General features: G+C 46.1%; 23 protein-coding genes and 1 pseudogene. 8 read left to right on the top strand and 16 right to left on the bottom strand.

The window, feature by feature from the left end:
* Nucleotides 1-13: 13 nt before the first annotated feature.
* From FCL45_RS14570 to FCL45_RS14540, 7 genes are all read right to left on the bottom strand, one after another.
* Entirely contained in the window at nt 14-2,596 is a 2,583-nt protein-coding gene (locus FCL45_RS14570) for a cobyric acid synthase (protein ID WP_136799278.1), read from the bottom strand.
* A gap of 75 nt (nt 2,597-2,671) precedes the next feature.
* Complete coding sequence (cobS, locus tag FCL45_RS14565; RefSeq protein WP_136799279.1) at nt 2,672-3,424, bottom strand: adenosylcobinamide-GDP ribazoletransferase; 753 nt, start codon at nt 3,422-3,424, stop codon at nt 2,672-2,674.
* A gap of 152 nt (nt 3,425-3,576) precedes the next feature.
* Nucleotides 3,577-4,644, bottom strand: coding sequence for a nicotinate-nucleotide--dimethylbenzimidazole phosphoribosyltransferase (gene cobT / locus FCL45_RS14560; protein WP_136799280.1), 1,068 nt, complete (start codon nt 4,642-4,644; stop codon nt 3,577-3,579).
* Nucleotides 4,645-4,679: 35 nt separating this feature from the next.
* Nucleotides 4,680-5,228 carry a bifunctional adenosylcobinamide kinase/adenosylcobinamide-phosphate guanylyltransferase gene (cobU, locus tag FCL45_RS14555; RefSeq protein WP_136799281.1) on the bottom strand — a complete coding sequence of 183 codons (549 nt, stop codon included), beginning with the start codon at nt 5,226-5,228 and terminating at the stop codon, nt 4,680-4,682.
* Nucleotides 5,225-5,815 (bottom strand): histidine phosphatase family protein, encoded by a 591-nt coding sequence (locus tag FCL45_RS14550; RefSeq protein WP_136799282.1) that lies wholly within the window; start codon nt 5,813-5,815, stop codon nt 5,225-5,227. The genes cobU and FCL45_RS14550 overlap by 4 nt, the downstream gene beginning before the upstream one ends.
* Nucleotides 5,816-5,827: 12 nt before the next feature.
* Nucleotides 5,828-6,571 (bottom strand): precorrin-3B C(17)-methyltransferase, encoded by a 744-nt coding sequence (gene cobJ / locus FCL45_RS14545; protein ID WP_136799283.1) that lies wholly within the window; start codon nt 6,569-6,571, stop codon nt 5,828-5,830.
* Nucleotides 6,562-7,554: a cobalt-precorrin 5A hydrolase gene (locus FCL45_RS14540; RefSeq protein ID WP_167495877.1), complete on the bottom strand. Its 993-nt coding sequence runs from the start codon at nt 7,552-7,554 to the stop codon at nt 6,562-6,564. Before FCL45_RS14540 ends, cobJ begins: the two co-directional genes overlap by 10 nt.
* A gap of 459 nt (nt 7,555-8,013) precedes the next feature.
* Between FCL45_RS14540 and FCL45_RS14535 the strand changes: the two genes are divergently transcribed.
* The 4 genes from FCL45_RS14535 to FCL45_RS14520 are packed head-to-tail and all read left to right on the top strand — an operon-like array spanning nt 8,014 to nt 11,697.
* Entirely contained in the window at nt 8,014-9,702 is a 1,689-nt protein-coding gene (locus FCL45_RS14535) for a sensor histidine kinase (RefSeq protein WP_167495878.1), read from the top strand.
* A 21-nt stretch (nt 9,703-9,723) separates the two neighbouring features.
* A complete protein-coding gene (locus FCL45_RS14530; protein ID WP_136799286.1) occupies nt 9,724-10,866 on the top strand; it encodes a fused response regulator/phosphatase in 1,143 nt (380 codons plus the stop codon).
* Nucleotides 10,867-10,870: 4 nt separating this feature from the next.
* On the top strand, nt 10,871-11,272 hold the full coding sequence (locus FCL45_RS14525) for an ATP-binding protein (RefSeq protein ID WP_136799287.1): 402 nt from the start codon (nt 10,871-10,873) through the stop codon (nt 11,270-11,272).
* Nucleotides 11,272-11,697, top strand: a complete 426-nt coding sequence (locus tag FCL45_RS14520; protein WP_136799288.1) for an STAS domain-containing protein — start codon at nt 11,272-11,274, stop codon at nt 11,695-11,697. Before FCL45_RS14525 ends, FCL45_RS14520 begins: the two co-directional genes overlap by 1 nt.
* A 93-nt stretch (nt 11,698-11,790) precedes the next feature.
* Here FCL45_RS14520 and FCL45_RS14515 read toward each other — a convergent pair whose 3' ends face one another.
* The 4 genes from FCL45_RS14515 to FCL45_RS14500 form a co-directional block, all read right to left on the bottom strand.
* Nucleotides 11,791-13,539 carry a YcaO-like family protein gene (locus FCL45_RS14515; protein WP_136799289.1) on the bottom strand — a complete coding sequence of 583 codons (1,749 nt, stop codon included), beginning with the start codon at nt 13,537-13,539 and terminating at the stop codon, nt 11,791-11,793.
* A gap of 224 nt (nt 13,540-13,763) precedes the next feature.
* A complete protein-coding gene (tsaE, locus tag FCL45_RS14510) occupies nt 13,764-14,249 on the bottom strand; it encodes a tRNA (adenosine(37)-N6)-threonylcarbamoyltransferase complex ATPase subunit type 1 TsaE (RefSeq protein ID WP_136799290.1) in 486 nt (161 codons plus the stop codon).
* Between the two features lie 501 nt (nt 14,250-14,750).
* On the bottom strand, nt 14,751-14,966 hold the full coding sequence (locus FCL45_RS14505) for a cold-shock protein (RefSeq protein ID WP_136799291.1): 216 nt from the start codon (nt 14,964-14,966) through the stop codon (nt 14,751-14,753).
* A 236-nt stretch (nt 14,967-15,202) separates the two neighbouring features.
* On the bottom strand, nt 15,203-17,002 hold the full coding sequence (locus tag FCL45_RS14500) for an extracellular solute-binding protein (RefSeq protein ID WP_136799292.1): 1,800 nt from the start codon (nt 17,000-17,002) through the stop codon (nt 15,203-15,205).
* 211 nt (nt 17,003-17,213) lie between these two features.
* Here FCL45_RS14500 and FCL45_RS14495 point away from each other — a divergent pair, with 211 nt between their 5' ends.
* Together FCL45_RS14495 and FCL45_RS14490 are read left to right on the top strand one after the other, a co-directional pair.
* Nucleotides 17,214-18,500 carry a 3-isopropylmalate dehydratase large subunit gene (locus tag FCL45_RS14495; RefSeq protein WP_136799293.1) on the top strand — a complete coding sequence of 429 codons (1,287 nt, stop codon included), beginning with the start codon at nt 17,214-17,216 and terminating at the stop codon, nt 18,498-18,500.
* Between the two features lie 14 nt (nt 18,501-18,514).
* Nucleotides 18,515-19,048 carry a 3-isopropylmalate dehydratase small subunit gene (locus FCL45_RS14490; protein ID WP_136799294.1) on the top strand — a complete coding sequence of 178 codons (534 nt, stop codon included), beginning with the start codon at nt 18,515-18,517 and terminating at the stop codon, nt 19,046-19,048.
* A gap of 90 nt (nt 19,049-19,138) precedes the next feature.
* On the opposite strand, the gene FCL45_RS14485 is transcribed toward FCL45_RS14490, so the two are convergent.
* The 5 genes from FCL45_RS14485 to FCL45_RS14465 all read right to left on the bottom strand — a co-directional run bounded on the left by FCL45_RS14485 (nt 19,139) and on the right by FCL45_RS14465 (nt 23,870).
* Entirely contained in the window at nt 19,139-20,071 is a 933-nt protein-coding gene (locus FCL45_RS14485; RefSeq protein ID WP_136799295.1) for a DnaJ C-terminal domain-containing protein, read from the bottom strand.
* Nucleotides 20,072-21,139: 1,068 nt separating this feature from the next.
* The gene (locus FCL45_RS14480) at nt 21,140-21,469 is read right to left on the bottom strand and encodes a hypothetical protein (protein ID WP_136799296.1); all 330 of its coding nucleotides are present in this window, start codon (nt 21,467-21,469) and stop codon (nt 21,140-21,142) included.
* 470 nt (nt 21,470-21,939) lie between these two features.
* On the bottom strand, nt 21,940-23,082 hold the full coding sequence (locus tag FCL45_RS14475; RefSeq protein ID WP_136799297.1) for an IS4 family transposase: 1,143 nt from the start codon (nt 23,080-23,082) through the stop codon (nt 21,940-21,942).
* Between the two features lie 95 nt (nt 23,083-23,177).
* Nucleotides 23,178-23,531, bottom strand: a complete 354-nt coding sequence (locus tag FCL45_RS14470; RefSeq protein ID WP_136799298.1) for a hypothetical protein — start codon at nt 23,529-23,531, stop codon at nt 23,178-23,180.
* 120 nt (nt 23,532-23,651) lie between these two features.
* Entirely contained in the window at nt 23,652-23,870 is a 219-nt protein-coding gene (locus FCL45_RS14465; RefSeq protein ID WP_136799299.1) for a DUF1653 domain-containing protein, read from the bottom strand.
* Nucleotides 23,871-24,641: 771 nt separating this feature from the next.
* Between FCL45_RS14465 and FCL45_RS25100 the strand changes: the two are divergent.
* Together FCL45_RS25100 and FCL45_RS14450 are read left to right on the top strand one after the other, a co-directional pair.
* Nucleotides 24,642-25,558: pseudogene (locus FCL45_RS25100) on the top strand (tyrosine-type recombinase/integrase).
* The gene (locus FCL45_RS14450) at nt 25,548-26,600 is read left to right on the top strand and encodes an IS91 family transposase (RefSeq protein WP_176360015.1); all 1,053 of its coding nucleotides are present in this window, start codon (nt 25,548-25,550) and stop codon (nt 26,598-26,600) included. The pseudogene FCL45_RS25100 and the gene FCL45_RS14450 overlap by 11 nt, the downstream one beginning before the upstream one ends.
* The last annotated feature ends 202 nt before the right edge of the window (nt 26,601-26,802 follow it).

Genomic DNA, 26,802 nt, shown 5'->3' with positions numbered 1-26,802 from the left:
GAAGAACCCGTAATCAAATTTTGAGTAGTTTATACACCTGATCCATATCGATATTGTTACGAACCGTATCTGCCAGGCGATCAAAAGCACTCTCGAGATCATAAGGAGCCTGGACCTCTTCAAGTCGCCTATACCCTTTTCTCTCGCGCAGGTTATCAATAAACCAGCGACGAAAGTTGTCACTGTCAAAGATTCCGTGCAAATATGATCCCCAGACATTAGCGGCAGTGGACAACGAACCGCAATAGCCACCTGAATCAAATTCCACCACAGGCTTTAAGGCTGAGTTTGAAACACCATGATGGATCTCATAACCGAAAATTTCGAGGCCCGAAGGTAAATGCACCCCTTTCTGGCGCGTCAGCTGCTTTTCCGGCTTGAGTTCGGTGGTCATATCCATGAGCCCAAGCGCTGCGAGACTTTTCAGGTTTGATTCCAGACCAATCGGATCATCAATTTCCCTGCCGAGAATCTGATACCCTCCGCAGATCCCGACTATCTCGCAACCTGTCTCCGCTTTCTGCCTGAGGACATCGCCAAAACCACGATCAAGGAGGAAGCTCAGGTCGCCTATAACGTTTTTTGAGCCAGGCAGAAGAATAGCATCAGGGTTGCCAAGTTCCGATACCGTGTCGACGACCCGCAGGCTCACATCCGGCTCATCGAGAAAGGGTTCCACATCTGTAAAATTGGAGATATGCGGGAAGTTAATCAATACAATATCGACCGCTTCATTCTCCTTGGATTCCCTGTGAAAAATTCCTTCTTTAAAGGAAACTGAATCCTCTTCCGGCAACCCCAGATCCATCAGGTACGGCACGACCCCCAGGGAGCTTTTACCGGTATGTTGCAGCAAATAATCATGCGCGCTGGTAAGAAGTGATGCATCCCCCCTGAACCGGTTAACCACAAAACCGCCTATGAGGTCGCGCTCCCACTGGGCAAGCACCTCCATGGTACCCACAAAAGAGGCGTAGACCCCTCCCCTGTCGATATCTCCGACGAGCAGAACCGGGGAATCAGCGTAACGGGCCATACGCATGTTTACGATATCTTCGGCCTTCAGGTTTACTTCACCGGGTGAACCTGCGCCTTCAAGCACAATCGCTTCATACTCGTCTGCCAGACTATCGTAGCACTGGCGCACTGCCTGCCAAGCCTCAGGTTTATACCTGCCATAATCAAGAACGGACATGTTGCCGACAGGTTTGCCGCAAACAATGATCTGGCTCCCCGTATCGGAGTTTGGTTTCAGCAGGATGGGGTTCATCCGCACATCGGGATCTAACTTTGCTGCCTGCGCCTGAACGACCTGTGCCCTTCCCATCTCTTCACCATTTCTGGTAACAAAGGAGTTAAGGGACATGTTCTGGGCCTTAAAAGGAGCAACCCGCACGCCATCCTGCAGCAGAATGCGACAGAGAGCAGCGGTCAAAACAGATTTACCGGCATTAGAGGAAGTACCCTGAAACATGATTGCCGGGGTACGCTTCCTGCTTGTGATCTTCGCTTCTCTTTCGATCATAAGCCCGGATTTCAGCGCCGATACCAGACGTTCATTTTCCTGCTCGGTACGTACCGCAACCCTGAAAAACCGTTCATCAAGGCCGTTGTAATTGTCGCAGCACCGAATCAGGATTCCACTTTTCAGCACTCTTTGTGCAAGCTCGGGGGCAGTCACCCCATTATTTAAACGGAGCAGCAGATAATTCGCATGGGACGGATATACCGTCAACGGTTCTAATGCTGCCAGATCGTTCGACAACGTATCTTTGAGGGCCACCACATATTTTCTACTTTCAGTATGGTACTCTTCATCGCGCAGGCACTCGACACCAAAGGACTGGGCAAGGCTGTTCAAGGTCCAGGGGGGCATAACCTGCTTTACTGCGGCGGCAATATCCGCAGGCATCAGTCCAAACCCGAGTCGCAACCCGGGGACACCGAAAAATTTGGTCATGGAGTTCAGTGTTATGAGGTTTGGCAATTTGCCGCCAACACTCACTCCACCTTCGACAAAATCGAGGAATGCTTCATCTATAATGAATTTCGTCCCGGGAAAATCAGTCGCCAGAGCCAGGACTGCATCAGCCTCCACCATGCTGCCTGTAGGGTTGTTCGGAGAAGCGAAAATCACCAGATCATCATCTCCAATGACCCTGCTCAACTCTTTTAGATCCAGCTGAAAATCATCATCTTCCTTCAATACCAACGGCAATACTTCAAGCCCGGCCAATTCAACAGCACGAACATAATCGATATATGAAGGTACCGGAATAACAGCGCGTTTACAGCCAAGCAGCCGTGGCAGGATGTATAACAGTTCTGTCGATCCGTTTGCCGGAATAACCTGATCCGAATCAACCTTGTAGAACCTGGCAATCTCTTCGACCAGATCACTATAATCCGGGTCCGGGTAGTGCAGGACTTTGTCCAACTCCCGGGAAACCATGGAGCGCAACCACTCAGGTGGTCCAAGCGGGTTTATGTTGGCGCTGAAATCTAAAATTTCACCATATTCACATCCAGCCTGTTGAAGAACTGCGTGAATATTTCCGCCATGTCCAGTTCGATTCCTGCCAGGTATTTCTGTCATCAAATAATTCCTAGTAAGTTCTGTTAACTATTTGCTCAGCAATTCTGCTTCTGCCACCACGTATGCAATTTTCTTTCAGCCATTGATGGTAAACATCACAACTACTGCAAGAGCAATGGCCAATTCTGTCAGCTCACACATCGCCCCAAGGGTGTCACCCGTTACTCCTCCTATCCGCTTTCTGCAGAACAGGGAAAAAATCAACACGGTGAACAACATGCAACAAACCACAACTGCGGCATATTTCAGGCCAGCGACGAAAGTTGCGACAACAAATAACAGCAAACATCCGGCAAGAGCTGCCTTTAACGAACGTGAGGAATAGAACAGTCCACCAAGTCCTCCCTCAGGTCGGGCATAATTGTTCGCCGCCATGGTTACCAGAATTGCAGTACGACCAGCGAGGGGCATAAAGAATACGGCTAGAGCAATAGTTGAAACAGGAAGGCTTGAAAGTGAAGAGTATTTGCCCAGCAGCACCATCATCAATACCACGACCCCCATGGCACCGGTTCTGCTATCTTTCATAATGTTCAGCGAAGCATCTTTTGGTCGATAGCTGAGAAGCCCATCACCGCTGTCGGCAAGCCCGTCCAGATGCAAAAAACCGGATATTGCAGATAGATAGAATAAAGCAAAAAAGGCAACACAGGAGTTGGGTAGAATAAAGCCGAGCGCTGATACCATTAACCAGCCACAACTGCCTATCAATAAACCAATAAGGGAAAAATAGTAAATGCTCTGCTTGAAAAGTTCGCCATCACGCTCAGCACGCCACGATATTGGAATCACTGTAAGAAATCGTAAGGCAGTAAAGAACGGAATCATAATGGCCCTTTCCTTTTACGCCCCTTAAAGCCTGCATTGGGGCTGTTATATGAAGCAACGCTTCCCTGCCTCCAGAAACATCCTCTTTTTATAAGGACAGACAGGGAAGAACATTTTTTACATTGCTAGAAATGAAATGAGTTCAGCGCAGCCTACTTGTCTGCGCCGGCAACTGCAGCTTCTTCAAAGGTCAACACCTCTGTCATGACAGCGACAGCCGCTTCAACCACATTCATGGCAAGGGCTGCTCCAGTTCCCTCCCCGAGGCGAAAGTTCAAATCGAGCAGCGGTCTGGTGCAGCCCAGCGCTTCCTGCATGTGCTTGTGCCCCGGCTCCACAGAACGATGGGCAAAGATGAGGTAGTCCCGTACAAACGGTTCAATTTTATAGGCAATAAGAGCACCTGCGGTAGAAATAAAACCATCGATAACCACTGGTTTTCTGTGTGCCGCTGCGCCCAGAATCAGACCTGCTATTCCGCCAATTTCAAAACCACCTACTTTGGCAAGGATATCAATTCCGTTTTTGGGATCCGGCTTATTGATCTCGATGGCCTTTTTCACCACCTCGATCTTGTGCAGGAGCTGATCGTCATCAAGCCCGGTACCTCTGCCAGTCAGCTCAGCAACATCTTTTCCGGTACATACTGCGGCGATTGCGGTTGATGGTGTGGTATTGCCGATCCCCATATCGCCGGTCCCGAATATGTCGTACTCCTTCGAAAGCTCATTGGCGATCTCGATACCGGCTTCTAAAGCCTTGCGCGCCATGGCGTCACTCATCGCCGGACCTGCAGCAATATTATTGGTGCCAAAGCCAACTTTTTTATCGAATATTTTGCCATCCCTGGCAAGCTCACTGAGATCGGCGGCAACGCCCATATCGGCCACGAATACATCCGCACCCGCCTGTCGTGCCAGGGCATTGATACCGGCACCGCCACGTACGAAGTTGTAAACCATCTGGGGAGTTACTTCGCTTGGAAACTTGCTGACCCCTTCCGCCACCACGCCATGATCACCAGCCATGGTGACAATAGCCTTCTTTTTAATCTCGGGCGTGATTGTCTTAGTAATCCCAGCCAAATCAAGACCGAGATCCATTATATCTCCAAGTGCCCAATGGGGAAGAGCCAGGTTATCGAGCCGCGCCTTTGCCAAGTCGCGCGCTTCTGAATCTTGTGGGAAAATTGCTTGTTTGGTTGTTTCCAGTAAACCCATACCTAATATCCGTTGTTGGTGATTCTCGGTTTAAATCAGTTACTGCGGGATTTCAAAGCCAATGGTATCCCGCAGGAAACAAGTATAACTTCGTCTGCATTTTTAGCAAGATAGCGGTTGCAACTGCCGACCAGATCCCTGTATTTACGTGCAAGAGCATTGTCAGGCACTATGCCCAATCCAACCTCGTTGGTTACACAGCAAACATGGCCGGGAAATCTTTCTATGGCCTCCAGCAGCTTTTCTGCCTCAGCTTTTATTTCCTGCTCGCCAAAAGTCTTTTGAACTTGTGAAGAGCGGTACATCAGGTTGTTCACCCATAGCGTAAGGCAATCAATAAGTACAACTTGCGATTGGTGAAGTTCGTCCAGTTTTGCGGCCAGATTGACCTCTTCTTCAATGGAATGCCAGTTTCTGCCCTGGCGCTCAAGCTTATGAGCCCTGATGCGATCATCCATTTCCGGATCAATCACGGGGCAGGTGGCAATGAAGCAACGATTCCCGCCCTGCTCTTCACATTGTTCCAGAGCGTAGGAGCTTTTTCCTGAACGCGCTCCACCCGTAACCAGTGTAAATGTGCTCATGCTGAATACCCTGAATTAAGCGTAGTGAGTATCCCGCCCTCACTAAAAAGTGTGAGGGTTGAATAGCAGCCCGCTTTTATATCGAATAAGAGATAATTGACCGGAGAAAGACCGAGATAGAGACAAATCAACTGCCTGATAACACCACCATGACTGACAATCAGGACTTTTTCCTGATCAAGGTCGTCTATATATCTTTTGATGGATTGAATACGACTGAGGAAATCGGCTGTCTTCTCTCCCCCTGGAAAACGGAACTCTTCTGACCAGGAAGCCCACGAGTCCACCTCAGACGGCCACTCCTTGTTTATTTCGGAAAACGTTTTGTTTTCCCAGAGTCCGAAATGAACTTCACGCAGGTTTTCCTGAAAATCAACAGCACAAGCGAGCCCAATTCTCTCGAAAGTCTGGCGACATCGAAGCATTGGGCTACAGAGAACCTTTGAGATGCCGGTCTCCCGCAGCATCTCGGCAGTGGTGTCGATCCTGGCAAATCCGCTTTGGCTCACCGGCAGGTCTGTACTGCCTATAAATCTACCCCCTGCCCCAGTATCTCCATGACGCATCAGGTATAGCGTCTTCGGCATATCGACTCCGTATCAGAGTGAGTATTTGTCTTTGTACCCTCTGGGTGTCACCATTTTGTCGCGCCAGGTGAAAGTGGAGCTATTACCGATGAGCACGCAGGACTGCATGTTAATTTCTTCAGCAAGCATATCCTTCAAGGTTGTTACCACAACAGTCTCATGTTCCCTGGTGGCCGCTGTGACGATACCTACAGGAGTATCAGAATCACGATACTTGCTGATAATTTCCTGAGCTTTTTCAATGTGGGCGGTACGGCGCTTTGACTTCGGGTTATAGAGAACGATCACAAAGTCAGCAGAAGCCGCAGCCTCAATTCTTTTTTCGATAAGCTCCATTGGCGTCAGCAGATCAGAGAGGCTTATCGCTACAAAATCATGCATCAACGGTGCACCAAGCCGGGCTGCGCAGCTATTAAGCGCCGCAAGCCCTGGAACCACGTTGATGGACACATCGGTGTCCCGCTCGGCGGCTATCTCGTAGATCAGTCCCGCCATGGCATAAATGCCCGGATCGCCTCCTGAGATCATGGTGACGACTGCGCCCTTCTCAGCTTCATCGAATGCTGTGTTGCAACGCTGCACCTCCTGCATCATTTTGGAAGAAATAACTTTCTTGCCATCAAGATATGGCTCGATGAGATCCAGATAGGTGGAATAGCCAATAACAATATCTGAATCCTGAATGCATCCGACTGCCTCCGGAGTAATGCTTGCTACTGCCCCGGGACCCGTACCAACTACGTGTATCATTCCCATCTATTCTTTTTCCTTTCCGCTACTGCAAGGGTTACGTCTTTCCACTTCATCTTCCGTACAATAAGTTCTGCCTCAGAACCATCAGCCTGTGCAGCAAGAAGAGCTGCCGGCTCAGCAACACCCTGAACACCAACTGCTTTCATTGCCGCCGCTGAAAAAGAAACGTCTTTAACACCATTCAACTGATCTCGGGAAAAAAAGTCCGGCTTCAAACCTATCGATTCGGCAAAAGCCAAAATTCCTTCCTCATCATGCTTCACATCGACACTTGCCAATCCGGCGACAGCGTTCGGGTTGATATCATGTGCATCGCACAATTCGCCAAACGACTCTGCAATATCATTTACCCCGGTTCCACGGTTACAGCCGACGCCGATGTAGAGGATTCTTGGTATACAACAGAGCGCATTTGATGTCATGTATTTATTAATGGTTACGACAATATCAGCCGTATCCCTTTCATCGTATCTCACTATATCTGCGGGCAAGAAATCAAGTGCCAGGGTGCTGAAAATTGTTACGGAGCCTTCATTTACCATCTTGGCAGATGCCCTGGTCAATTTATCCTTGCTGTCCACCGACAGAGAGTTTCTCTTTGCCCACAGATCCAGCGCGGTTTTACCCAGCACATCACTTGCTGTAGTAATCACAGCAGTCCCTCCTGTGATCTCTGCTACTTTTAAAGCAAGTGCATTTCCCCCACCGAGATGACCCGAAAGTAAACTGATCACATGCCTGCCTTCCTGATCGAGTACTATCAGGCAGGGATCGGTCAGTTTGTCTTTTATAAGTTGAGCAATTGAACGAACAACGATACCCGCAGCCATTACACAAATAATGCCGTCAAATTCATGCCAGGCGTGGGATAATTGAAGAGCGACTTTTTCTTCAAGGGGCAGAATAGTGGTACCCTCAAGCGAAGCAGCAATCCTTTCCGCAATTGCCCTGCCGCCTTCGGTTTTATAAATAATGCATGTTTTCAAAATCTGATCTCTCGATAATTTCGACATTTTTTTTACAAATAGTTTGGCCTGCCCCAAGGAGCATAGATTGTTACACCTGCTCCTGTTCAGTGCTTTCAATTAAGCTTTTATGAATGAATAGATAGCATACATCCCGTCTGGTGCAAGTGAAATGAGCCTGCAATAGCCTGATCATGTTCTTGATGAAAAAATTATTATTTCATCAATTACCTATCAGATATAGCCTGTGTATCTGGCATCAACTTTGCCCTGCTTGCTCCACATCTTGATAAATGTTTTTCTCCTTGACTTTTCTTTGATTTAGCAACGAAAATAGTACCAGTCTTTGGCCACATACGTACCATGAGCAGACATATTCCACAGTATTCCATGGTCACATTGCGTGTTCATCCTATAACCTTCTCATTCAGCAATCTATCTGGAAAATTGGAGGCATATTTACCCGAGCAGACAGCAGTTGTGATAACAAATCAATCCTTGTCTATTCATTACTGCACCCCTTTATTCAGTAAACTCTGCGGCAAAGAACAAATTGAAATTGTTGAGAGAAATATTTTCGATCTTCTGTCTGATTTCTCTGATGTTTTCAAAGATGACTCCTTCCGCAAAGATATACTGGCCCATACAAATTCGTTTACCACTCTCAAAATTGGTTGGCCTCTCTGGAGTTTTGAAATTCAAAGGAATTTTCCCAAGACTATCATTTCTCACGCTTCTTTTACGGATGACAGCACTGTCACCAAGAGAATATTTACCTTCACAATTACCAAGCCGATAGCAGTTGTTGAAAGATCAGAAAAAGACAGCACTCCTGCTGACCAAAATCAACTCTCAACTTCGTCAAGTCGCACTGAAGCAAACAGTAGTTATCTGATAGAAACCAATGAAAGATTGAGAAGAGAAATTCGAAGACACCAATCGGCCCTCAAGGCTTTGCAGGAAAGCGAACTGCGGTTTCGCAATCTCACTGAAACCACGAGTGATTTTATCTGGGAAATAGACGCCAATGGACTGTACACTTATGCCAGCCCCAAATGCTATGAAATCCTTGGTTACAGTCCTGAAGAATTACTGGGCCACCAATACCTTTTATTACGCAATCCGGCTACCGCCGATAAATTTTTCTCTGAAATACAAACCAGAGATTTACAGATAAAAAAATTTAAAGACTGGAATTACACTTTCAAACACAAAGATGGTCAGGAAATCACCATGCAGTCCAGCGGGGAACCGGTCTTCAAGACCCTGAGAAACCGGACCTTGTTTGCAGGTTTTAGAGGGATAGATCGCGATATCACCCAAGGTGCGATCTATGAAAAACGCCTTCGACTGGCCAAAGAGGCAGCGGAAAGAGCCAACGATGCCAAAAGTGATTTCCTCGCCAACATGTCCCATGAATTGCGTACTCCTTTACACGCCATACTGAGCTACTCAAGATATGGCGAGAAAAAGTACCAGGATTCACCCAGAAGCGACCTCGGCCATTACTTCAACCAGATAAGTAAATCTGCCCATCGACTGTTTCCATTCATAGACGGTCTGCTTGATCTCTCCAAGCTTGAGGCGGGCAAAATGGAGTACACCTTTTGCTTTGATGATATACGTGAAGAGTTTTCTCAGGCGCTGGCAGAATTCACACCCCTTGCTGAAGAAAGGAAGATCAACTTTAAACTTAATGATCCACCCTTTAAACCTGTTGCCAGCTTTGACAGGCAGCGCCTTGGTCAGGTAATCAGAAACATTCTCTCCAATGCTCTCAAGTTCAGTACACCTGGCAGTACTGTTGAAATATTCTTCCATAAAGACAAGTCTTTAAACAACTCAGACTGCCTGCGCACGACTATAATCAACACAGGAATAGGCATTCCAAAGAATGAATCGGAAGCGATTTTCGATAAATTTTATCAGAGCAGCATCACCAGAACGGGGGCAGGTGGAACAGGCCTCGGTCTCTCCATCTGCAGGCGGATTCTCAACGATATGCACGGAATCATCTGGGCAGAGAGCGAGAACGGCCTTACCTCATTTCACTTTACGCTTCCTACATCTGAACAACCTGAAAAAATTGGCCAGATCCTTTTAAAAGAAGGATTGGTTTCAGAGGAAAACCTCACTAAAGCCCTGTGGCTGCAGAAAAAAAAGAAATAACCGGAACAGGCTGTTATTGATATGGCGGTATTCAAAACCATTCCCTCAAGGCAAAACGGCGGTATTCTCGTTGTCGATGACAATGAAATAAACCGTGATATCTGTGCCATCAGTCTCGAACACCTGAATCTCCCTATCTACAATGCCGAAAATGGCGAGATGGGACTCACTATCGCCAAAGACATCATCCCCGACATCATTTTGCTCGACATCATGATGCCGATTATAGATGGATTTGAGATGCTGGCCTGCCTGAAAGCGGATGCCAACCTGAAGGACATACCTGTCCTGATGCTGACCGCCAGGACTGAAACTAAAAACATCGTCAAAGCCCTGGATGCAGGTGCCAACGACTACCTCCAAAAACCTTTCGCCGAAGAAGAACTAGTTGCCCGGGTTAAGACCCTGCTTCGTAACAGATACCTTGAACGCAGGGTTAAGGAAGATATCTCTGATGGGGCACGTATTCAGGCCAGATTCCTGACGGATGCACACTCTACAATTTCACTGTTCAATGAAATCGGTATCGAGGCGTGCGTCTACAATAAGGCCCATGGCCCTGTATCAGGTGATTTTTTTCTGACTCGTAAAAGCGATAGTACCGTTTCGTTATTTTTGGGCGACAGCTGTGGTCACGGTCTATCTGCTGCCCTTATCTCCATGCGAATTATCGGCCTTCTGCATCAGATTAAAAATAATGGTAATTCCCCTGCTGCAATCCTTGATACCATGAATACTGACCTTTGCGGTCTGTTAACCACGGAAAAATTCATTGCAGCCTCAGCATTTGCCTTTACTTCTGACATCTGCACCATGAGTAATGCGGCACAACCCTACCCGCTCCTGGTCAACAATTCAGGAATACATGAATTGGTACTCAACGGTCTGCCACTTGCCATGGTGAGTTCATCACCATACAAGGAGATTTCGTTTACCTTCCAACAGGGCGACAGACTCATTCTTTATACTGATGGTATTGTTGAGTCATCTCGAAGTGATGGTGAGATTTTCGGTCGTGATCGGCTTATCTCGTCCTTGACGTCTGCTAACAGATTCATAGATTGTCAGGAGGTATTGACTAACTTGGCAAAGGAGCTAAACAGTTTCCTGGCCGGGGCCACCGCCAGTGACGATCTGACTTTGCTGGTACTTGAGAGAAAATAGAGAAATGATTGTATTCACAAAATCTATCCGTACCGAACGCCACGCCATCTCCTCCTTTTTGCATGAGTTCCGGATCGGTTACCTCAAATGGCAAAAACTGGACCAGAAGATCAAAGACCGAATAGAATTTTGCCTGATGGAGGCAATAGAAAATGCCTATGAACACGGCAACAAACAACAGGAACATAAGATAATAACCATCCGGTGCTGGCATGATAAAGATACATACACATACAGTGTAACAGATGAGGGGGAAGGATTCAGACCCGACATACCGGAAGAACCACCACCATTATCCCAAAAACAGGGGCGTGGGCTATATGGCATGAAATGCTACGCAGACTCTTTACATTTCAATGATAAAGGGAACGCCATAACATTTATGTTTCGTGCAAAGAGGTTTTAATGACTGATATCACCATGAGTGACAGTCGAGTCACAATTATTCGCGCTTCAGAGTTCGAATCGATAAAAGACGGCCTGGAAGATATGGAAAATGCATTACAGTTCCTCTCGGCCAACGAGAGTCAGCCCCTGCTGGAAATTGATAGATTTCTTTTTCTTGACCTCTCTGGATTCAATATCATAGGTTCTAAACTTATCGGATTGTTCTGCTCGCTGATTGTCGATAAGAAGATTTCTGTCCTCGCATTATGCGGCTTGCAGCCGACAGTGAAGGATGTTTTAAGGCGTTATGGGATTATTACTTCGAATTTTTCTGGTGAACCCATCACAGACACCAGCACAGGCACCCGGTTTCGAGATGATCTGGGAAGAATTGTAACGTTTCAGTCGGTCGAAGAAGGCCTCTCCAGCCTGATACCAAAATAGCTTTTTTCTTTTTCGAACCAAAAAAAATCCGGGTTGCGATGTGTCGCGACCCGGATTTTTTATGTTTCATAAAGGTGAGAGACGCTGTTCTCCCTACTCTGCCTTCATCAGGCCGGAGAGCTCCTGCTTGGCAAAGTCAAGCGACGGGTCTATGGTCAGGGCGACGGTGAAATATTCGATAGCCTCATCCCTTTTTCCCAATCTGCTGTAGTTCACGCCCAGGTTTGCGTAGTCGATACCAGAAGCCGGGTTCAGCTCAACAGCCCGCTTGAAATGATAGATTGCGGTCTCATGCTCTTCTCTCTTAAAAAAGCATACGCCAAGCATATTGTGTAGATCAGGACGCTCATCATCTTCATCAGTGCCCTGCTTCAGCACCTTGATCGCCTCGTCGTATTTCTCCATCTCTTTCAGGCAGTGGCCCTTATAGGAGTATATGTATGGCAGATCTTCCTGCTCGGGGTTCAAGGTCAGTGCCTTGTCGAAATGAGCAATGGCAGATTCAGGGAAGCCCATGGTCACGAAGTTCTTACCACGATAAAACTCCAGGAAGTACGCTTCCGGCATGAGGCCTTCCATCTGCTGCATCTTGTTCTCAAGCAGTTCCGGGTCATCTACCAGGTCAAACAGCAACTTGGCTGCAAAAAGACCAACATCCTGAACCATTGATCTCTCACGGAAATGCGCGCCGGGAATAATGGTGTACAATGCCGGGATATCCAGTTTTTCATGGGTTACATCCATCATGAAAATCTGCATTCCCCGCTCTTTGAGCGCATTGATGCTTTTCTCAAGCTCAACTCTCATGTTGTTATCGGTGAGATTTGCCATCTTCGAAATGGTCGTACACTTTGAAGACTCGGTAAGATATTTTACCTCATCCATGGAAAGCGGCTTACGCAGACCGGAGGCAACATAGTTTGCACCACTGTTGAAGTCACCAGCAAGCTGGGCAACCTCAGTCACTGCCCTGATTACTGCTTTTTCAGGGCAGGTAGAAGTTCCGGCAGTGTAGACTATCTCACTCAACCCAGGAAAAGTGGAGCGATCGATAGCCAGGGCACCTACGGTACATATGCCGGTATCGAGTGTGAAGTCGTTGAGATACATCTCAATGCCGTTCTTCTCAAATTTCTCAAGCAACTCTTTGGCAACCGGATCTTTTACGGAAGCGGGGTCTATGAGCGGTGTCTCTATTTCCTGATGATCAATCAGGGAGCAGACATGACGCTCAATGATCTCACAGAGCCCCTGCAAGGCAGCCTCTTCATAGGTATTACCGGAGGATGGGCCGTTAAACTCATTGATTGCAAAAAACCAGGAGAAAGGCACCAGGACATTCTCTCCAGTGGTGATATTGGTGGACCAGGTCCACTGCATTGGAATGCCTTCAAGTAACTTCTCAAGAGTTGCAACCGGTGTGGTCGTATCATGAACCGACTCAAGCAGCAACTCCATGGACATAACCGGGTAACCCGCTTTTATCATTTGCGGATAATCACCGGTGATAAAGTTGCCTGCATCGTTTTTGAATGAAAAGAAGGAAAAGCGCTCGGCAAGCTCCATACAGGCGGACGCCTCTGCCTGAACCGGAGAAGCACCTTTACCCATCTGCTTCTTGGTACCAGTCAATTTACTTGCATCTTCACCACAAACACTGAAGTAAACAGGGATATCGAGCCTTCCGTTGTCGATCCTGTTAATCTCGTTCATGATATTAACGTCAAGCTTTTCAACCTGTTGGTAAAATCTCTTCAGGGTATCTTCCGGGCTGATCGCCTTATCCTGATCCCTGGTGAATGTTTTGAGACAGTCATTAAACTGCAGGGTCTTCTTTTTCATTATGTATTAAAACCTTTTTCGAGTTTTGAATTGTTCCTGTTATTATAACCAGCTATAAACAAACGCTCACAAAGTACCACAGTGTGGTCTTTTTTTCATTTCTTTCATGCATTTTCATGTACAAAAATGTGCCTATCAGTACCAGGAAAACATGCCTGCAATTGATCTTTTCTCCTAGCCTTTCATTTTCATTCATATAATTGAAAGTACAACAACCCCGCAGATTATTGCGAAACACCTGCATCATCCAACGCTTTCTCGATAAGCTCACGCCATCTCTTATCGGCAAACAGGCACTGTACTGCGCGCGACTCGTCTCCGGATACTTCAATCATGATGTGCAGGCGTTCTTCAGGCAGTATTTCTTCAGCCCGAATAGCCCACTCAATGACGGTGAGACCCGATAAATAAAAATACTCATCAAAGCCGAGATCCTCCACCTCCGCAGCGTCTCCCAGGCGATAAAAATCCATGTGGTACATCGGAATTCTGCCAGGATACTCATGAAAGATAGTAAATGATGGACTGGTGACATAACAGTCTCCAGGTACCTCTACACCTCTGGCTATACTCTGGGAAAGTGTGGTCTTACCTGCACCGAGATCACCATCGAGGCAAATGACATCACCAGGCTTTGCAGACGCCCCAAGGGAGAAACCGAATTTCTCGGTCTCCTCACGGCTAGTTAATGAGAAACGTATTGATTGCATAACAGTTTTTTCTATGGGCGGGTATATTTACATATGCGGAAATTCGATCCATTTAGCACGTAATTTCGGCCTGTGAACATACAAGATATGTATCATTATCGCGATGAAAATATTCTTTCGGACAAATCAGGGATCTCTTGGGAACCACCAGAGGAGCAGAAAGCTGAGGCTGTTTAAAAGGAACACATACCTAAATTGAATGACATATAAAACATGTATGTTTAGCGCCAGGCCTCAATTAAGAGTTGTGATGGGTTTGGAGAAAGAGTTCAGGAGCAACATTTCATCATACCGGTTCGCTATTAAACGGTTGTTCAAGGTTGTAAGATATTCTATTTAATTTACTCAACATTTAACCTCGAAGTGTATCCCATATGCCCTGCCGCCTTGCGCCTGACTCCAGCGCAATTTCTGGAGGCTTCATAGGGAATCAGATAAATAAATGCCCTGACAATGGTGCATTACGATTGTCAGGGCATGCAATCATTGTACTGAAAACGCTCAATCCACTTTTGAGACATCTTCAGCCTGTAGACCTTTTTCAGTTTTAGCCACTGAAAATTCTACCGGTTCCCCTTCTTCGAGACTGCGAAAACCGTCTCCCTTAATGGCGCTGTAGTGCACGAAAACATCACCCTGCCCGTCTGGCCTTTCCAGAAAACCGTACCCTTTACTTGCATTAAACCATTTGACCTTGCCTTTCACACGATCTGACATCCGAAAATCCTCCCATTATTAATACGACGGAAGTCCTCCGTCGCGCCGGAAAAGAACGGGCCGCGCCCGATTTACCGTGCCCCATAACACGTTAGGGGACACTTTCCTTCATATCAAATAATAGGTTAGGGAGTCAAGGGTGCAACGAACATTTAGCACACTATTTTGAAGGCTTAGCGAAAGTGGGAGACAGAGGCCAGATAGTGTTCAAACGCTTAGACAATTGTATTTTTCAACTATTCAGCCTTTTCACGGCTCCACCAGGTCATAAATAAAGCGCTGGGAGAATAATACTTTGGCAACACTTCAGGCATAAAAAATTTATCGCGATAGGCAATCCTGTAACCGCTCATATACCAGTTGGGCACCAGATAATAGCCGTACCAGAGTGCCCGATCCAGGGCTTTGCAAGCCGCTGTTAATTGTTCCTGATTACGCGCATAAATAACCTTATCTACCAGACCATCAATTGCCGGAGAACGTATTCCCGCATAATTTCTGGACCCTTCTTTGTCAGCTGCCTCCGAGTGCCAGAAATTCCTCTGCTCATTGCCCGGTGACATAGATTGACCATAGCTCATAACGATCATATCAAAATCAAATTTTTTCAATCTCGAGCTGTAAAGAGTCATATCAATTGCTCTGTACTGCACCTTCATGCCAAGCTTCTCAAGATTACGTACGAAAGGGGCCATCACCCGCTGAAAGGTTGGTTGAACCAGAAGAATTTCAAACTCAAATTGCTTCCCCTGGCTATCAACCAGTTTCTGGTCTTTCACCACATATCCCGCTTCCTTGAGCAACTCCTGGGCTTGCTGTAGATTATCCCGCAGTTCCCGCCAGTCTCTGGCCGCTGGTGGCGCCGGCGGAGTGCTAAAGACCTCTGCAGGCAGAGTATCCCGATATTCGTTTAAGTACTCGAGCTCCAGTCCCTCCGGCAGTTGTCTAGCTGCCAGATAGGAATTGCTGAAAAAAGAATCGGCCCTGGTGTATTGACCATAAAAGAGTGCTTCGTTGGTCCATTCAAAATCAAAGGCCAACCCTATTGCCCGACGAACCTTGCGATCACTGAAAAGCTCCCTGCGGCTATTCATCAAAAAACCCTGCATACCGGCGTTATTCCCATGCGGGAACAAGTCCTTCTTCAACCGACCTGAAGAAAATGCAGGGCCATCCATATCCCTGGCCCACTGTTTGGCAATATAAACGGAAAGGATATCAAACTCGCCGGCTTTAAAGGCCTCAACAGCTACCACCGAGTCTTTGTAATATTCGATGGTAATTTTATCGAAATTGAACATCCCTTTCCGGGTCGGATGATCTTTGGCCCAATAATCAGGATTTCGTGTATAGGTAATAGATTTGTTCGGTTTCACCTTTCCCACCACATACGGTCCGGAGCCAATGGGCGCTTTGGGAAATCCGTCCCTACTCTCGCCATCCTCATAGCCCGCCCGAGACATTACCGGGACCTGGGTCGCGATCATTGGCAATTCCCTGTTCGGCTGGCTGAACGACAACTGTACCCTCATCTCGTCTAAAACCAGTATTTCTTTAATATCACGATAGTAATATGGATAAAAAGGATGTACTTCAGGGCCTTTCAAGGTGTCGAAGGAAAATTTTACATCTTCAGCAGTTACCGGGCTTCCATCGCTGAACCGTGCTTTCGGGTTAATGGTATACACCATGGAGAGACCGTCTTCAGCAACTTCAATATCCTGAGCTATAAGACCATATTCTGCAGAAGTCTCATCAAGGCTTGCGACTCCAAGGCTATCAAAAAGGAGCATCTCAATAAGGTCGGGAGCCGTGCCCTTCAGGGTAAAAGGATTCATTTTGTCGAACCCTCCTGTGCCATGGAGCACCAGCTCACCGCCTTTGACCGCAGCATCGGATGAAGTATATTCGAACTGTTCGAAATCAGCGGGATAGCGCAGTTCACCGTTCAGGGTGATACCATGAGCACCATAACCTGTGCTCCCATTTGCGAGAGTAAGAATAAACAACAGAATTACAGAAAGAAAATGGCGCATTCGCTTTTTTAACCTTGAAGAAAAATGTAACGATTCAGAAATACTAAGAGAATTATACTCTGGAAAGAATAGCATTTTTGGGGTACTATGTCGAACCTACTTATCTTTCGTGCGCTGTCTTAGGTGCATTTCGTCATTACGCAGCTACAGTGCATCCTGCATGTTTACAGTACTGCAACATTCAACACCCCAACACTTCTGGAGCTTACTCATGGGAAAAACCATAGCTGAGAAAATATTTGAAGCTCACTTGCGAGACCAACCGACCCCGGAAAATATGGTTCTCGATCTAGATGTCGTCATGTGCCATGAAATCACCACTCCTATCGCCATTATGGATCTGGTCGAAAAAGGTATGGACAAGGTTTTTGACAACACCAAAATCAAGGCAGTTATCGATCATGTAACCCCTGCCAAAGATTCCAAGACTGCAACCCAGGGCAAAATCATGCGCGACTGGGCCAAGCGTCACCAGATCAAGGACTTTTTTGACGTAGGCCAAAACGGTGTATGCCACGCTCTCTTCCCGGAGAAAGGCTTCGTCCGCCCAGGCTACACTATTATTATGGGAGACTCTCATACCTGCACCCATGGCGCTTTCGGTGCTTTTGCAGCAGGTGTCGGCACCACTGACCTCGAAGTTGGCATTTACAAGGGTGTCTGCTCTTTTAGAACCCCTAAAACCATGAAAGTGGTCCTAGAGGGCGAATTGAGCCGCGGTGTAACCGCCAAAGACGTCATTCTGGCAATCATTAAGAAAATCACAGTAAACGGGGCAACTGACAGGATTATTGAATTTGTCGGACCGGTTGTAGACAACATGTCAATGGCTGCTCGTATGACCCTTTGCAATATGGCAATCGAGGCTGGCGGCACCTGTGGCATCTGCATGCCGGACAAGGTTACCGCTGAGTACCTCTGGCCGTTTATCAAAGATGAGTACACCACAATTGATGACGCCGTTGCAGATTACCAGAAATGGCACTCAGATCCAGACGCTGACTATGAACAGGTGTTGACCATCGATGTGACTGAACTCTCGCCACAGGTTACTCACGGCTTCAAACCTGATCAGGTCAAAGACATTCAGGAACTGGCCGGCTCCCCTGTCGATCAGATTTATATCGGTTCATGTACCAACGGCAGAATTGAAGACCTTCGTGATGCCGCCCAGGTCCTTAAAGGGAAGAAACTTGCCGATGGCGTGCGCGGAATCGTTACCCCTGCAACCCCGGCTGTTTACAGCCAGGCTCTCGAAGAAGGTATCATCCGTATCTTCATGGATGCAGGCTTCTGCGTTCTGAACCCGACCTGCGGCGCCTGTCTTGGAATGAGTTCCGGTGTTCTGGCTGAAGGCGAAGTGTGCGCTTCTACCACCAACAGAAACTTCAACGGACGAATGGGTAAAGGCGGTATGGTTCATCTCATGAGCCCATACAGTGCAGCTGCCGCCGCTGTTGCCGGCACCATTGTCGATCCCCGCGAATATCTTAACTAATACGAGGCATACACATGAAAAAGTTTGGCGGTCCTGCTATATTTTTTGACAGAAACGACATTAATACTGACGAAATCATCCCGGCAAAATATCTGACCGAGATCACCAAGACAGCACTAAAACCACATCTCCTCGAAGATCTTCTTCTTGACGGCAAGGCTTTCGATCCCACTGCCCCGGCACTGCAGAACGCCAATGTCGTTGTTGCCAGAGAGAACTTCGGCTGTGGTTCTTCCCGTGAGCATGCAGTGTGGGCTTTTGAAGTCAACGATATTAACGTTATCATCGCCGAGAGCTTTGCGCGCATTTTCCGTCAGAACATGTTCAACTGCGGCATTCTGGCAATCCAACTCCCCAAGGAAGATATCAACAAACTCTTCGCCATAGAGGGTGATGTTGCCATTGATGTAGACATGAGCAAATGCGAAATGACAGCAACCTCCACCAAAGGCGGAGAACCTGTGGTATGCTCATTCGATATGAATTCGTTCGATAAAGATCTTGTCAGCGCTGGTGGCTGGCTCGCATATGCAGACCAGAAGTTCTAGTTTGTAGATTTATAAATAAAAAAGGGGCTTGTGATCGAAATCACAAGCCCCTTTTTTTATATGGCAGCTGCCAGAATAGCAGGTATACGTCTAAAGCCCTACTTCCTTGAGCTGTTCAACAATCTTAAGCTGGTCTTCGCTCAGCTCTTCAGGCACCCTGACTGCCAACTTCACGTAGAGGTTGCCCCGTTCACCCAAAGGCCCACTCGGTAACCCATAGCCTCGAATTCTCAGCTTGGCACCATCAATGGTTCCCTTAGGCACACTCACATTGAATTTCTTACCCTCAAGAGTTTGAACTTCAACCTTTCCTCCCATGCAGATATCACTGAAATTGAGATGCTGGGTTACGATAAGATCTTCACCGTCACGGGAGAAGACTGCATGATCTGCAACATCAACTTTGAGGTAAAGGTCTCCAGATGGACCACCATTTCTCGAAGGGCCACCTTTTCCGCGCAGGCGCAATCGCTTTCCTGCCTCGATACCCTTAGGGATTTTTACGCTTACCTGCTCAGGTTGACCATTCTTTCTGAGGGAGATGGATCGTTCCGCGCCACTCAATATTTCCTCCAGTGTCACGGTGATCTGATAGGTCATATCCTGGCCTTTTTCAGGTTGGTGACAACCGCCACCACAGCCTCCTCCGTGCATGTTGCCCTGGTTGAAGAAATTATAGTTTCCTCCTCCCATGCCGTTGCTAAAACCGGATTGATGCTGCCCACCCATTCCACCGCCAAAACCAAATTGGCGCAAAATGTCGTTCAAATCAAAATTTCTGAAGATGTCTTCCTGTGAATACCGCTGGTGAAAACCTGCAGAACCATACGTATCATACTGCCTTTTTTTCTCAGCATCAGAAAGGACGGCATATGCTTCACTGATTTCCTTGAACTTTTCTTCAGATGCCTTGTCGCCCTTGGTTTTATCAGGGTGATATTTCAGCGCAAGTTTTCTGTAAGCTTTCTTGATTTCACTGGTAGTTGCGCTCTTGGCAACACCTAACTTTTCGTAATATCCCATTTATGCTTTACACCATTTGAATTCGTCTCATTGACGGTTCCAAACCTGCCTCATTCCACTACCATCACAATATGGATGCCCCATCTCTCAGTCAAGGTGATTTTTCTTTGTCAAAACAAATGGCTGAGACACAAAAAAAGGCTGCCTGTTCAATTCCATAAGGCAACCCAATTATAATTGAGTGAAAGTGCTGTTTATCATCAGATGGTTAAGTGTTGCTTATCGTTATAAGAACAACGCTAAAGCGAACCCAACCGTTTGTTATCAGGAACCATTTACAGTGTATATACGAGCTGGAAACACTAACAAACATGCTTCTCTTTGTAAATTTTTTTCTCACTCGATCAAGATGGCTACAGGTTGAATCGGAGTAATAGTGCAACTCTCTCTGGGGGATGGAATCCAGATGTAGCAAAGTAGCAATATAGCTTTTCGGGGATTAGATCTTCAACCTGCCGTTACCAGAAAATAGCCTATACTTGAATAACCAGGTACGTTGCCAGCACATTGAAGGAGTTCGGCTAGACCCAAACCACCTCGGAGCTGAAAGAGAAATAACCACGGTGCTTCACACCAAGAACAGAATCTTTAATTTTCGCCGTTCCATCAGGAGGTTAATTCCAGGCGGCGGCATTGGCTGACGTCAACGCTATTGGAGAAAATCAATGGAAATTCAGGCTCTAACGGAATAGCACTGAATATGTTGCGGGAAAGTAAGCCTATGATTCCAGAAAATGTTCAGGAAAATGGTGCATACTGGGACAATACAGTAAAGAGAATGGAAGCCTTTTGATACTCACCTCAATACCGCTACCGGGGAGTATTATGAGCGAAAAACACAGCAAATAAAAGGAGATGTTCTGGTTACTTTCTCTCTTACCTTCACTCCTCTCTATGGACTAAATTTCATTGCCGCAAGTTTTAAATATTCACAATAATTCCAGATCATTCCTGGGCTGTTGTCTCCTGCCATCGAACACCATCAAATTCGAGTTAATTTTTGGTGTCTACTAAATCGGATGGAGGGAGAACTTCCGCGTTCCTTACACATTGTGCTATGCTTTATTTTTAATAAATTAGTGAACTAAATAACCAGGTTATAATTCCTGCAAGAACATAACTTAGTGCAGGGAAAAGGCTTTCCGTTCTTCCCTCTCCTCTTTTCTCAAGCGTATCAACCTTTCGGAAGATAACCTTTGGTGTGTGCAAGCACCCACTTTTAGATTGGCTAAAAACACTTGGCAGAAATATTACTATGGGGATTGAACCTAATACAAATAAAGTAAAGTCTAGTTTTTCTGGATTTTGAATAATTAAAAAAACGTAAAGGTAGCCAAAGCCAATAATTAAGGCGGAAAGAGGAATACTTCTGAGGAGACATAAAATGATATTTTTCACGATAGTTCACCTCCCTATTTAAGCGATATTCTATTCTCCCTGGCATAAAGTGGACACAACCGATCGAGCTTTAGCGAGGCCATGCTGATGTTTTTGTTACACTTTAATATTATGGTCTTTTTCCTGTAAAATACTTACCAGGAACCCAATCACAGGAATAAATGATAGTGATAGAAGACCACCCCAACATGTATAACTAACTTCATATCTTTTTATAAGGCCATAAATAAGAGCCAAGCTATAAATTGTTGTTTGAAAAACAAAATAGCCGGTTAGTGCCAAGGCGATAGTTTTACACAAAGACTCTTTGTTGACTCTAAAAACTTAATACATTGAAATTGCCAAGATAATTGCAAATATGACATAGGCAGTGACTGCCATGCCTGGTGAAGGTTCACTAAGTTTAAAAATATTCGGTTTGTATATTGGTAACTTGAAGGAATAATCTGCAAACACAATTCACTGCTGTCTCATAGTTGATTCCACAAGTAAAGTTGTGGAGAAGTAGGGGGCCTACGAATTCTGTCAGGCGGCTTCAGTAGGTCTGACAACGGTCGTTTTTCAAAAAGATTCAATTGCAATAACCTTAGGAGTTCAGAAATCGAACCTCGAAACTTTGCCATGAACTTGAAAAAGCTGAGCAGGAGGTAAACGCAAAGTGCGATCCAGAGTTGGGTCAGTACAGCATTTTCCGAGGTTCCCAAAAAAGTTTTGACCTTCAGGTTCTGCTTGATCCACTTGAAAAACAGTTCAATTTGCCATCGCTCCTTGTATATCCCGGCAACCTCTGAAGCCTTGATCTTCTTAGAGTTAGTAAGAAACTGGTACACTTTTCCGGTTTCAGAATCACGATACTTGATTAGGCGAAAAGTAAATTGATGGCCTGGAAGCTTTACTTTGTAATCCGACAAAACATCTTCTGCATCTGGCTTTCGTCGATTGCCGAATTGATAGGCTCCCGAGTTGCTTTTGAGTCGAGTAACGAACGTTATCTTCCGCTTGTCGAGTTCGCCATACCATTTGTAATCAGTGTAGCCACGGTCAAATACGACACACGAACCTGGCGGGATGTCAAGCGGTCTTGCCCATTCAAGATCATGTGTTTTACCATCTGTCATGTCCATAAAAACTGGCAGATAGCCATCGGCATCAAGCCCGAAGTGGGGTTTGATCGCACCTTTGGTTTTGCGGTAGGTCGCCCAAGGAAAAACAGAAAGACAAAGTTTGATGGTTGTAGCATCAAGGAGGTAAATTTTTCCCTTAAATTTAAAGCGGTGTTGTGGAGCCTTTTCCTCGCACCGCTTGAGCAGTTTGAAAAAGAGTTCTCTGTATAAATCGTTAGGCTGCTGCTCGTTGACTCGCGAAAGAGTCGCTCGGCTGGTTGGTCTCATGCCCAGGTGATAGATGCGTTTACCCTTTACGGCAAGATTGCTAATCAAATCACGAAGGCTTTTCCTTCCGGTTATCTGGGCAATAGTCATCGACATAAATTGGGTCCAGCGGTTGAAGGAGCGAAACTTTTGGCCACCATGGTACATTCTGGCCAATTTTTCAAAATCATGTCTCGGAAGAAATGAAGCAATCTGATTGATAATTGTGTTACAATGCGCCATGGCTCGGATCTCCTTGTATTTAAATGACTTTTGGCGATTTCACTTTAACACAAGTAGCTCTCCGAGCCTTTATTTATCTGAGATTGCGATGTTATTTATGAGACAGCAGTGAACACAATTATGACAAGTGGAACGCTCATGGCTATGATGTTTTTTTTCGATGCTTGGAATGCTTTATTTTCGTTTGAAATTTTCACATTTGATCCCAAGGCTTTAATGAAACCAATAACCGATAGCATAGAGATTGCAATTGGGACAAAGAACATGTTAAGTCCACTGCTGTACTTACCACTACGCAGTGAAAACAAAGCAAGACCTAACATTGCAGAAATAACAATCAGAATACAAAGAAGGCCTAAGATGATTTTCTTATGCCTGATCTTAATATTGAATTTCTCCAGGCATTTTTGAATTAAAATTATTAGTCCTATGAATATCGCTAATTCCATTTTATATGTGTAATGTTAGGTAAGGGCGATAAGATTGCCCCCGGCACTGTAATCATTATTGGCAATTATCCACACGACATGAACCATACCTTGACTTATGCTACTATAATTAGAACGATGTTAAATTTCAGACATAAATTCAAATCTAGGAACCTTTCTCCCATCGACTTCAATCAACTCAGTGAACATTTGTTTTGGTCGTACCCACATGCTGTGATCACCATATAAACATTGGTACACAACAACCTCTTCTCCTGTTTCTGAGTGTGTCGCTTGACAAATAACTTTGTATTTCTTGTTTTTATAATGTTTGTAAATACCAGGCTTAATATCCGACATATTTTGTTATGTAGTTTTTTGGAAGTTAACGCCACAAACTCGGCGCAGATTTGCTGCTACATCCTTGACCATGGTTCCTTTCTGGAGGCTGAACTTAACTGCTTTGAGTTTGAACTTCTCAGGGCACTTCCAGATCTTTTTAGGATTTATGTTTTTCGCCATCGGACACCGTTAAGTGGAGTTAATTACTGGTATCTACTAAATCGGGGGCCCTTCCGTGTCAGCCCAATTCGTTTGTTATAACTATTTTAAACACTTGCTGTTGCTGACCACCAGACAATCTGCCCAATGCACATAATTGTCACCAAGCTAAAAGCTAAGACATAAATAAATCTAATGGATTTACGGGGCCATACAAATTAGTTTACCAAAAATATGACTAGGCATAGTGCACTAATAGCTATACCGCTACTTAATGGATGAATCATATTAGCTGGAGACAAACTGAAAATAGCATCATCTCTATCATAAGATCCAACTGCAAGCCATATAGAAGCGCAAGAGCCAAAGAGTAGGTAACGTATTAATAATATAGCAAATACAACACTATGAAAAAGCAACTTTATTGAAATAATTTCATTTAATATCAAAGCTTCTCGATGGGCATAACGCCCCGCTTCACTGGGCGCGAAATGCGGAGCGAGGAACGAGCGCAGCTTTATGCGATCCGTGTGTAAGTTGTTGTTGAACGAAGCCGCTACGCGGCAGAGGTCTTGAGTATACTTCAGTAAAGAGTCCAATTCCGGACACTTACAGAAAAAGGAGTATACCATGAAGGCAAAAGATTCCAAACGTTTTGAAATCCTTTACGATCGGCACCTGAAAAAGCTTACGCTTCAAGGCAAGAGTCAGGCAACTATCAGCGCCTATGCCCGGGCTGTTCGTCGTCTTACCGAACATTTTGATTGTTGCCCAGATCAACTGTCGGTGGAGCAGCTCGAAGATTATTTTACCCGTCTGGTAGAAAACTATTCCTGGAGTACGGTAAAGCTCGACAGGCTCGGCCTGATGTTCTTCTGGAAGCACGTCCTGGAGCAGGACTGGCAATGGCTCAATATCGTCAAGCCACCAACTGTGAAAACAATCCCGGATATCCTTACTAGAGAAGAAGTTGCCTTACTTGTTCACAACACGCGCAAACTCCGTTACCGGGTCTTTCTCTTTACTACTTACTCCATGGGGTTGCGTTTACAGGAAGCACTTTCTTTACAGATCGGAGATATCGATGCCAATCGCAGACGGGTACATATCCGCAGAGGCAAAGGACATAAAGATCGTCTGGTTCCACTGCCTGATCGAACCCTGAAGGCATTACGCATTCTCTGGCAGGATCATCGCCATCCCAAGCTGCTTTTCCCAAACTATAGAGGCTCTGCTGAAACCATCATCAGGGCAACCTCTCACATGAACATCGGTTCCACCCAGCAGGCCATGAAAGCGGTGGTTGCAGCCTGTAACATTAAAAAAAAGTCTCCATCCACTCCCTCAGACACAGCTTTGCCACCCACCTCCTCGAAGCGGGTTTAAGCCTTCGCCACATCCAGGAACTTCTCGGGCATTCAAGCCCCACAACCACTGCCCGTTACGCCCAGCTCACCTACACCGCGGAAAAGGATAGCATTGCCACCATAAACGAGCTGATCAATTCCATGGAGCTGAACCCAACGAGGAAGCAACATGGACATTAAATCACTCATCAACAAATACTTCGACCTGTACATGATTCGTCATGGCGGCAATGCCATCCCAGAGCAACTGAGGGCTTTGAGGGACATACAGCAGTGTCGAACCCCTCAATCTGGCGAACTCTATGCACGATGCCCTGATTGCCAGCATGGAGAATGGCGCCCCCTCTCGTGCGGCAACCGCCACTGCCCAACCTGCCTCAATCACCAGACCAGTTCCTGGCTTGATAAACAGCAGGCGAAGCTCATGCCGGTCCCCTACTTCCTGGCCACCTTTACCTTACCATATGAACTGCGATACCTGGCATACGGGCACCAGAAAACTGTCTATTCCCTGATGTTCAAATGCGTCGCTGAAGTCCTTAGATCCTTTGCTGCGAACCCAAAACATCTTGGAGCGGAGATCGGCATGACCATGATCCTGCACACCCACGCGCGAGACCTCTCGTTTCACCCCCACATTCATGTACTCATCCCTGGCGGCGGTATAGATAAACGATTCGGCAAGTGGAGAAAGGTGAAAAATGACTATCTCTTCAATGGATTTGCCCTGGCCAAAACCTTCCGCGGCAAATTCCTCGACATGCTGAAATCAACAGGCCTGTCCCTGCCTCAAAATCTGCCTGAAAAGTGGGTTGCCCATTGTGAATGCGTGGGCAATGGCTTCCCGGCCCTGAAATATCTGGCCAGATATCTCTATCGAGGCGTCATCAGCGAGAAAAATATTGTGGCAAGTCACAACGGAAATGTCACTTTCAAGTACCGTGACAGTAGGACTGATGAGCTAAGATATTCCACAGTAAAAGCAGAGGATTTCCTGAACATCCTGGTCAAGCATGTCCTGCCGAGAGGCTTCAGACGCGTGCGGGATTACGGTTTTCTGCACGCCAATGCCAGAAAAATCAGAACCCTCATTCAGCTTATACTGCATGTCTTTACCCCAATAGTGCCAAAACAGCGGCAAAGGCCAAAGTATTCCTGCCCAAAATGCAAGGCGGCTATGCTGGTGATACGCTTTCGATTCGACTACGGCAGATCAGGATAATGATTAGCCTGGACGCTGCTCTCACATAAATTCAGCAGGAGGTAATGCAGTCTATGAAAACAATCTGTTTCTTTCACACCTTGTCAGGTGAAGGGATAACTATGCTCTATAATTACAGCTAGAATTCAAGGCCCCCTTCCAGGGTAATTACTTTCAAAAGATATTTCCTTAGGAGAAAAGCCGGGCTTGTTCAACCACGGAT

It is taken from the genome of Desulfosediminicola ganghwensis (genome assembly GCF_005116675.2).
In the GTDB taxonomy this organism is placed as follows: Bacteria; Desulfobacterota; Desulfobulbia; order Desulfobulbales; family Desulfocapsaceae; genus Desulfopila; species Desulfopila ganghwensis.
Note: the sequence above shows the minus strand (reverse complement) of the source record. Positions and strands in the feature narration are given on the sequence as shown.

Bases quoted from the DNA above. Each gene is read 5' to 3' on its own strand.
- FCL45_RS14570 (WP_136799278.1), bottom strand. From the start codon at position 2,596: ATGACAGAAATACCTGGCAGGAATCGAACTGGACATGGCGGAAATATT.
- cobS (WP_136799279.1), bottom strand. From the start codon at position 3,424: ATGATTCCGTTCTTTACTGCCTTACGATTTCTTACAGTGATTCCAATA.
- cobT (WP_136799280.1), bottom strand. From the start codon at position 4,644: ATGGGTTTACTGGAAACAACCAAACAAGCAATTTTCCCACAAGATTCA.
- cobU (WP_136799281.1), bottom strand. From the start codon at position 5,228: ATGAGCACATTTACACTGGTTACGGGTGGAGCGCGTTCAGGAAAAAGC.
- FCL45_RS14550 (WP_136799282.1), bottom strand. From the start codon at position 5,815: ATGCCGAAGACGCTATACCTGATGCGTCATGGAGATACTGGGGCAGGG.
- cobJ (WP_136799283.1), bottom strand. From the start codon at position 6,571: ATGGGAATGATACACGTAGTTGGTACGGGTCCCGGGGCAGTAGCAAGC.
- FCL45_RS14530 (WP_136799286.1), top strand. From the start codon at position 9,724: ATGGCGGTATTCAAAACCATTCCCTCAAGGCAAAACGGCGGTATTCTC.
- FCL45_RS14525 (WP_136799287.1), top strand. From the start codon at position 10,871: ATGATTGTATTCACAAAATCTATCCGTACCGAACGCCACGCCATCTCC.
- FCL45_RS14520 (WP_136799288.1), top strand. From the start codon at position 11,272: ATGACTGATATCACCATGAGTGACAGTCGAGTCACAATTATTCGCGCT.
- FCL45_RS14515 (WP_136799289.1), bottom strand. From the start codon at position 13,539: ATGAAAAAGAAGACCCTGCAGTTTAATGACTGTCTCAAAACATTCACC.
- tsaE (WP_136799290.1), bottom strand. From the start codon at position 14,249: ATGCAATCAATACGTTTCTCATTAACTAGCCGTGAGGAGACCGAGAAA.
- FCL45_RS14505 (WP_136799291.1), bottom strand. From the start codon at position 14,966: ATGTCAGATCGTGTGAAAGGCAAGGTCAAATGGTTTAATGCAAGTAAA.
- FCL45_RS14500 (WP_136799292.1), bottom strand. From the start codon at position 17,002: ATGCGCCATTTTCTTTCTGTAATTCTGTTGTTTATTCTTACTCTCGCA.
- FCL45_RS14495 (WP_136799293.1), top strand. From the start codon at position 17,214: ATGGGAAAAACCATAGCTGAGAAAATATTTGAAGCTCACTTGCGAGAC.
- FCL45_RS14490 (WP_136799294.1), top strand. From the start codon at position 18,515: ATGAAAAAGTTTGGCGGTCCTGCTATATTTTTTGACAGAAACGACATT.
- FCL45_RS14485 (WP_136799295.1), bottom strand. From the start codon at position 20,071: ATGGGATATTACGAAAAGTTAGGTGTTGCCAAGAGCGCAACTACCAGT.
- FCL45_RS14475 (WP_136799297.1), bottom strand. From the start codon at position 23,082: ATGGCGCATTGTAACACAATTATCAATCAGATTGCTTCATTTCTTCCG.
- FCL45_RS14470 (WP_136799298.1), bottom strand. From the start codon at position 23,531: ATGGAATTAGCGATATTCATAGGACTAATAATTTTAATTCAAAAATGC.
- FCL45_RS14465 (WP_136799299.1), bottom strand. From the start codon at position 23,870: ATGTCGGATATTAAGCCTGGTATTTACAAACATTATAAAAACAAGAAA.
- FCL45_RS14450 (WP_176360015.1), top strand. From the start codon at position 25,548: ATGGACATTAAATCACTCATCAACAAATACTTCGACCTGTACATGATT.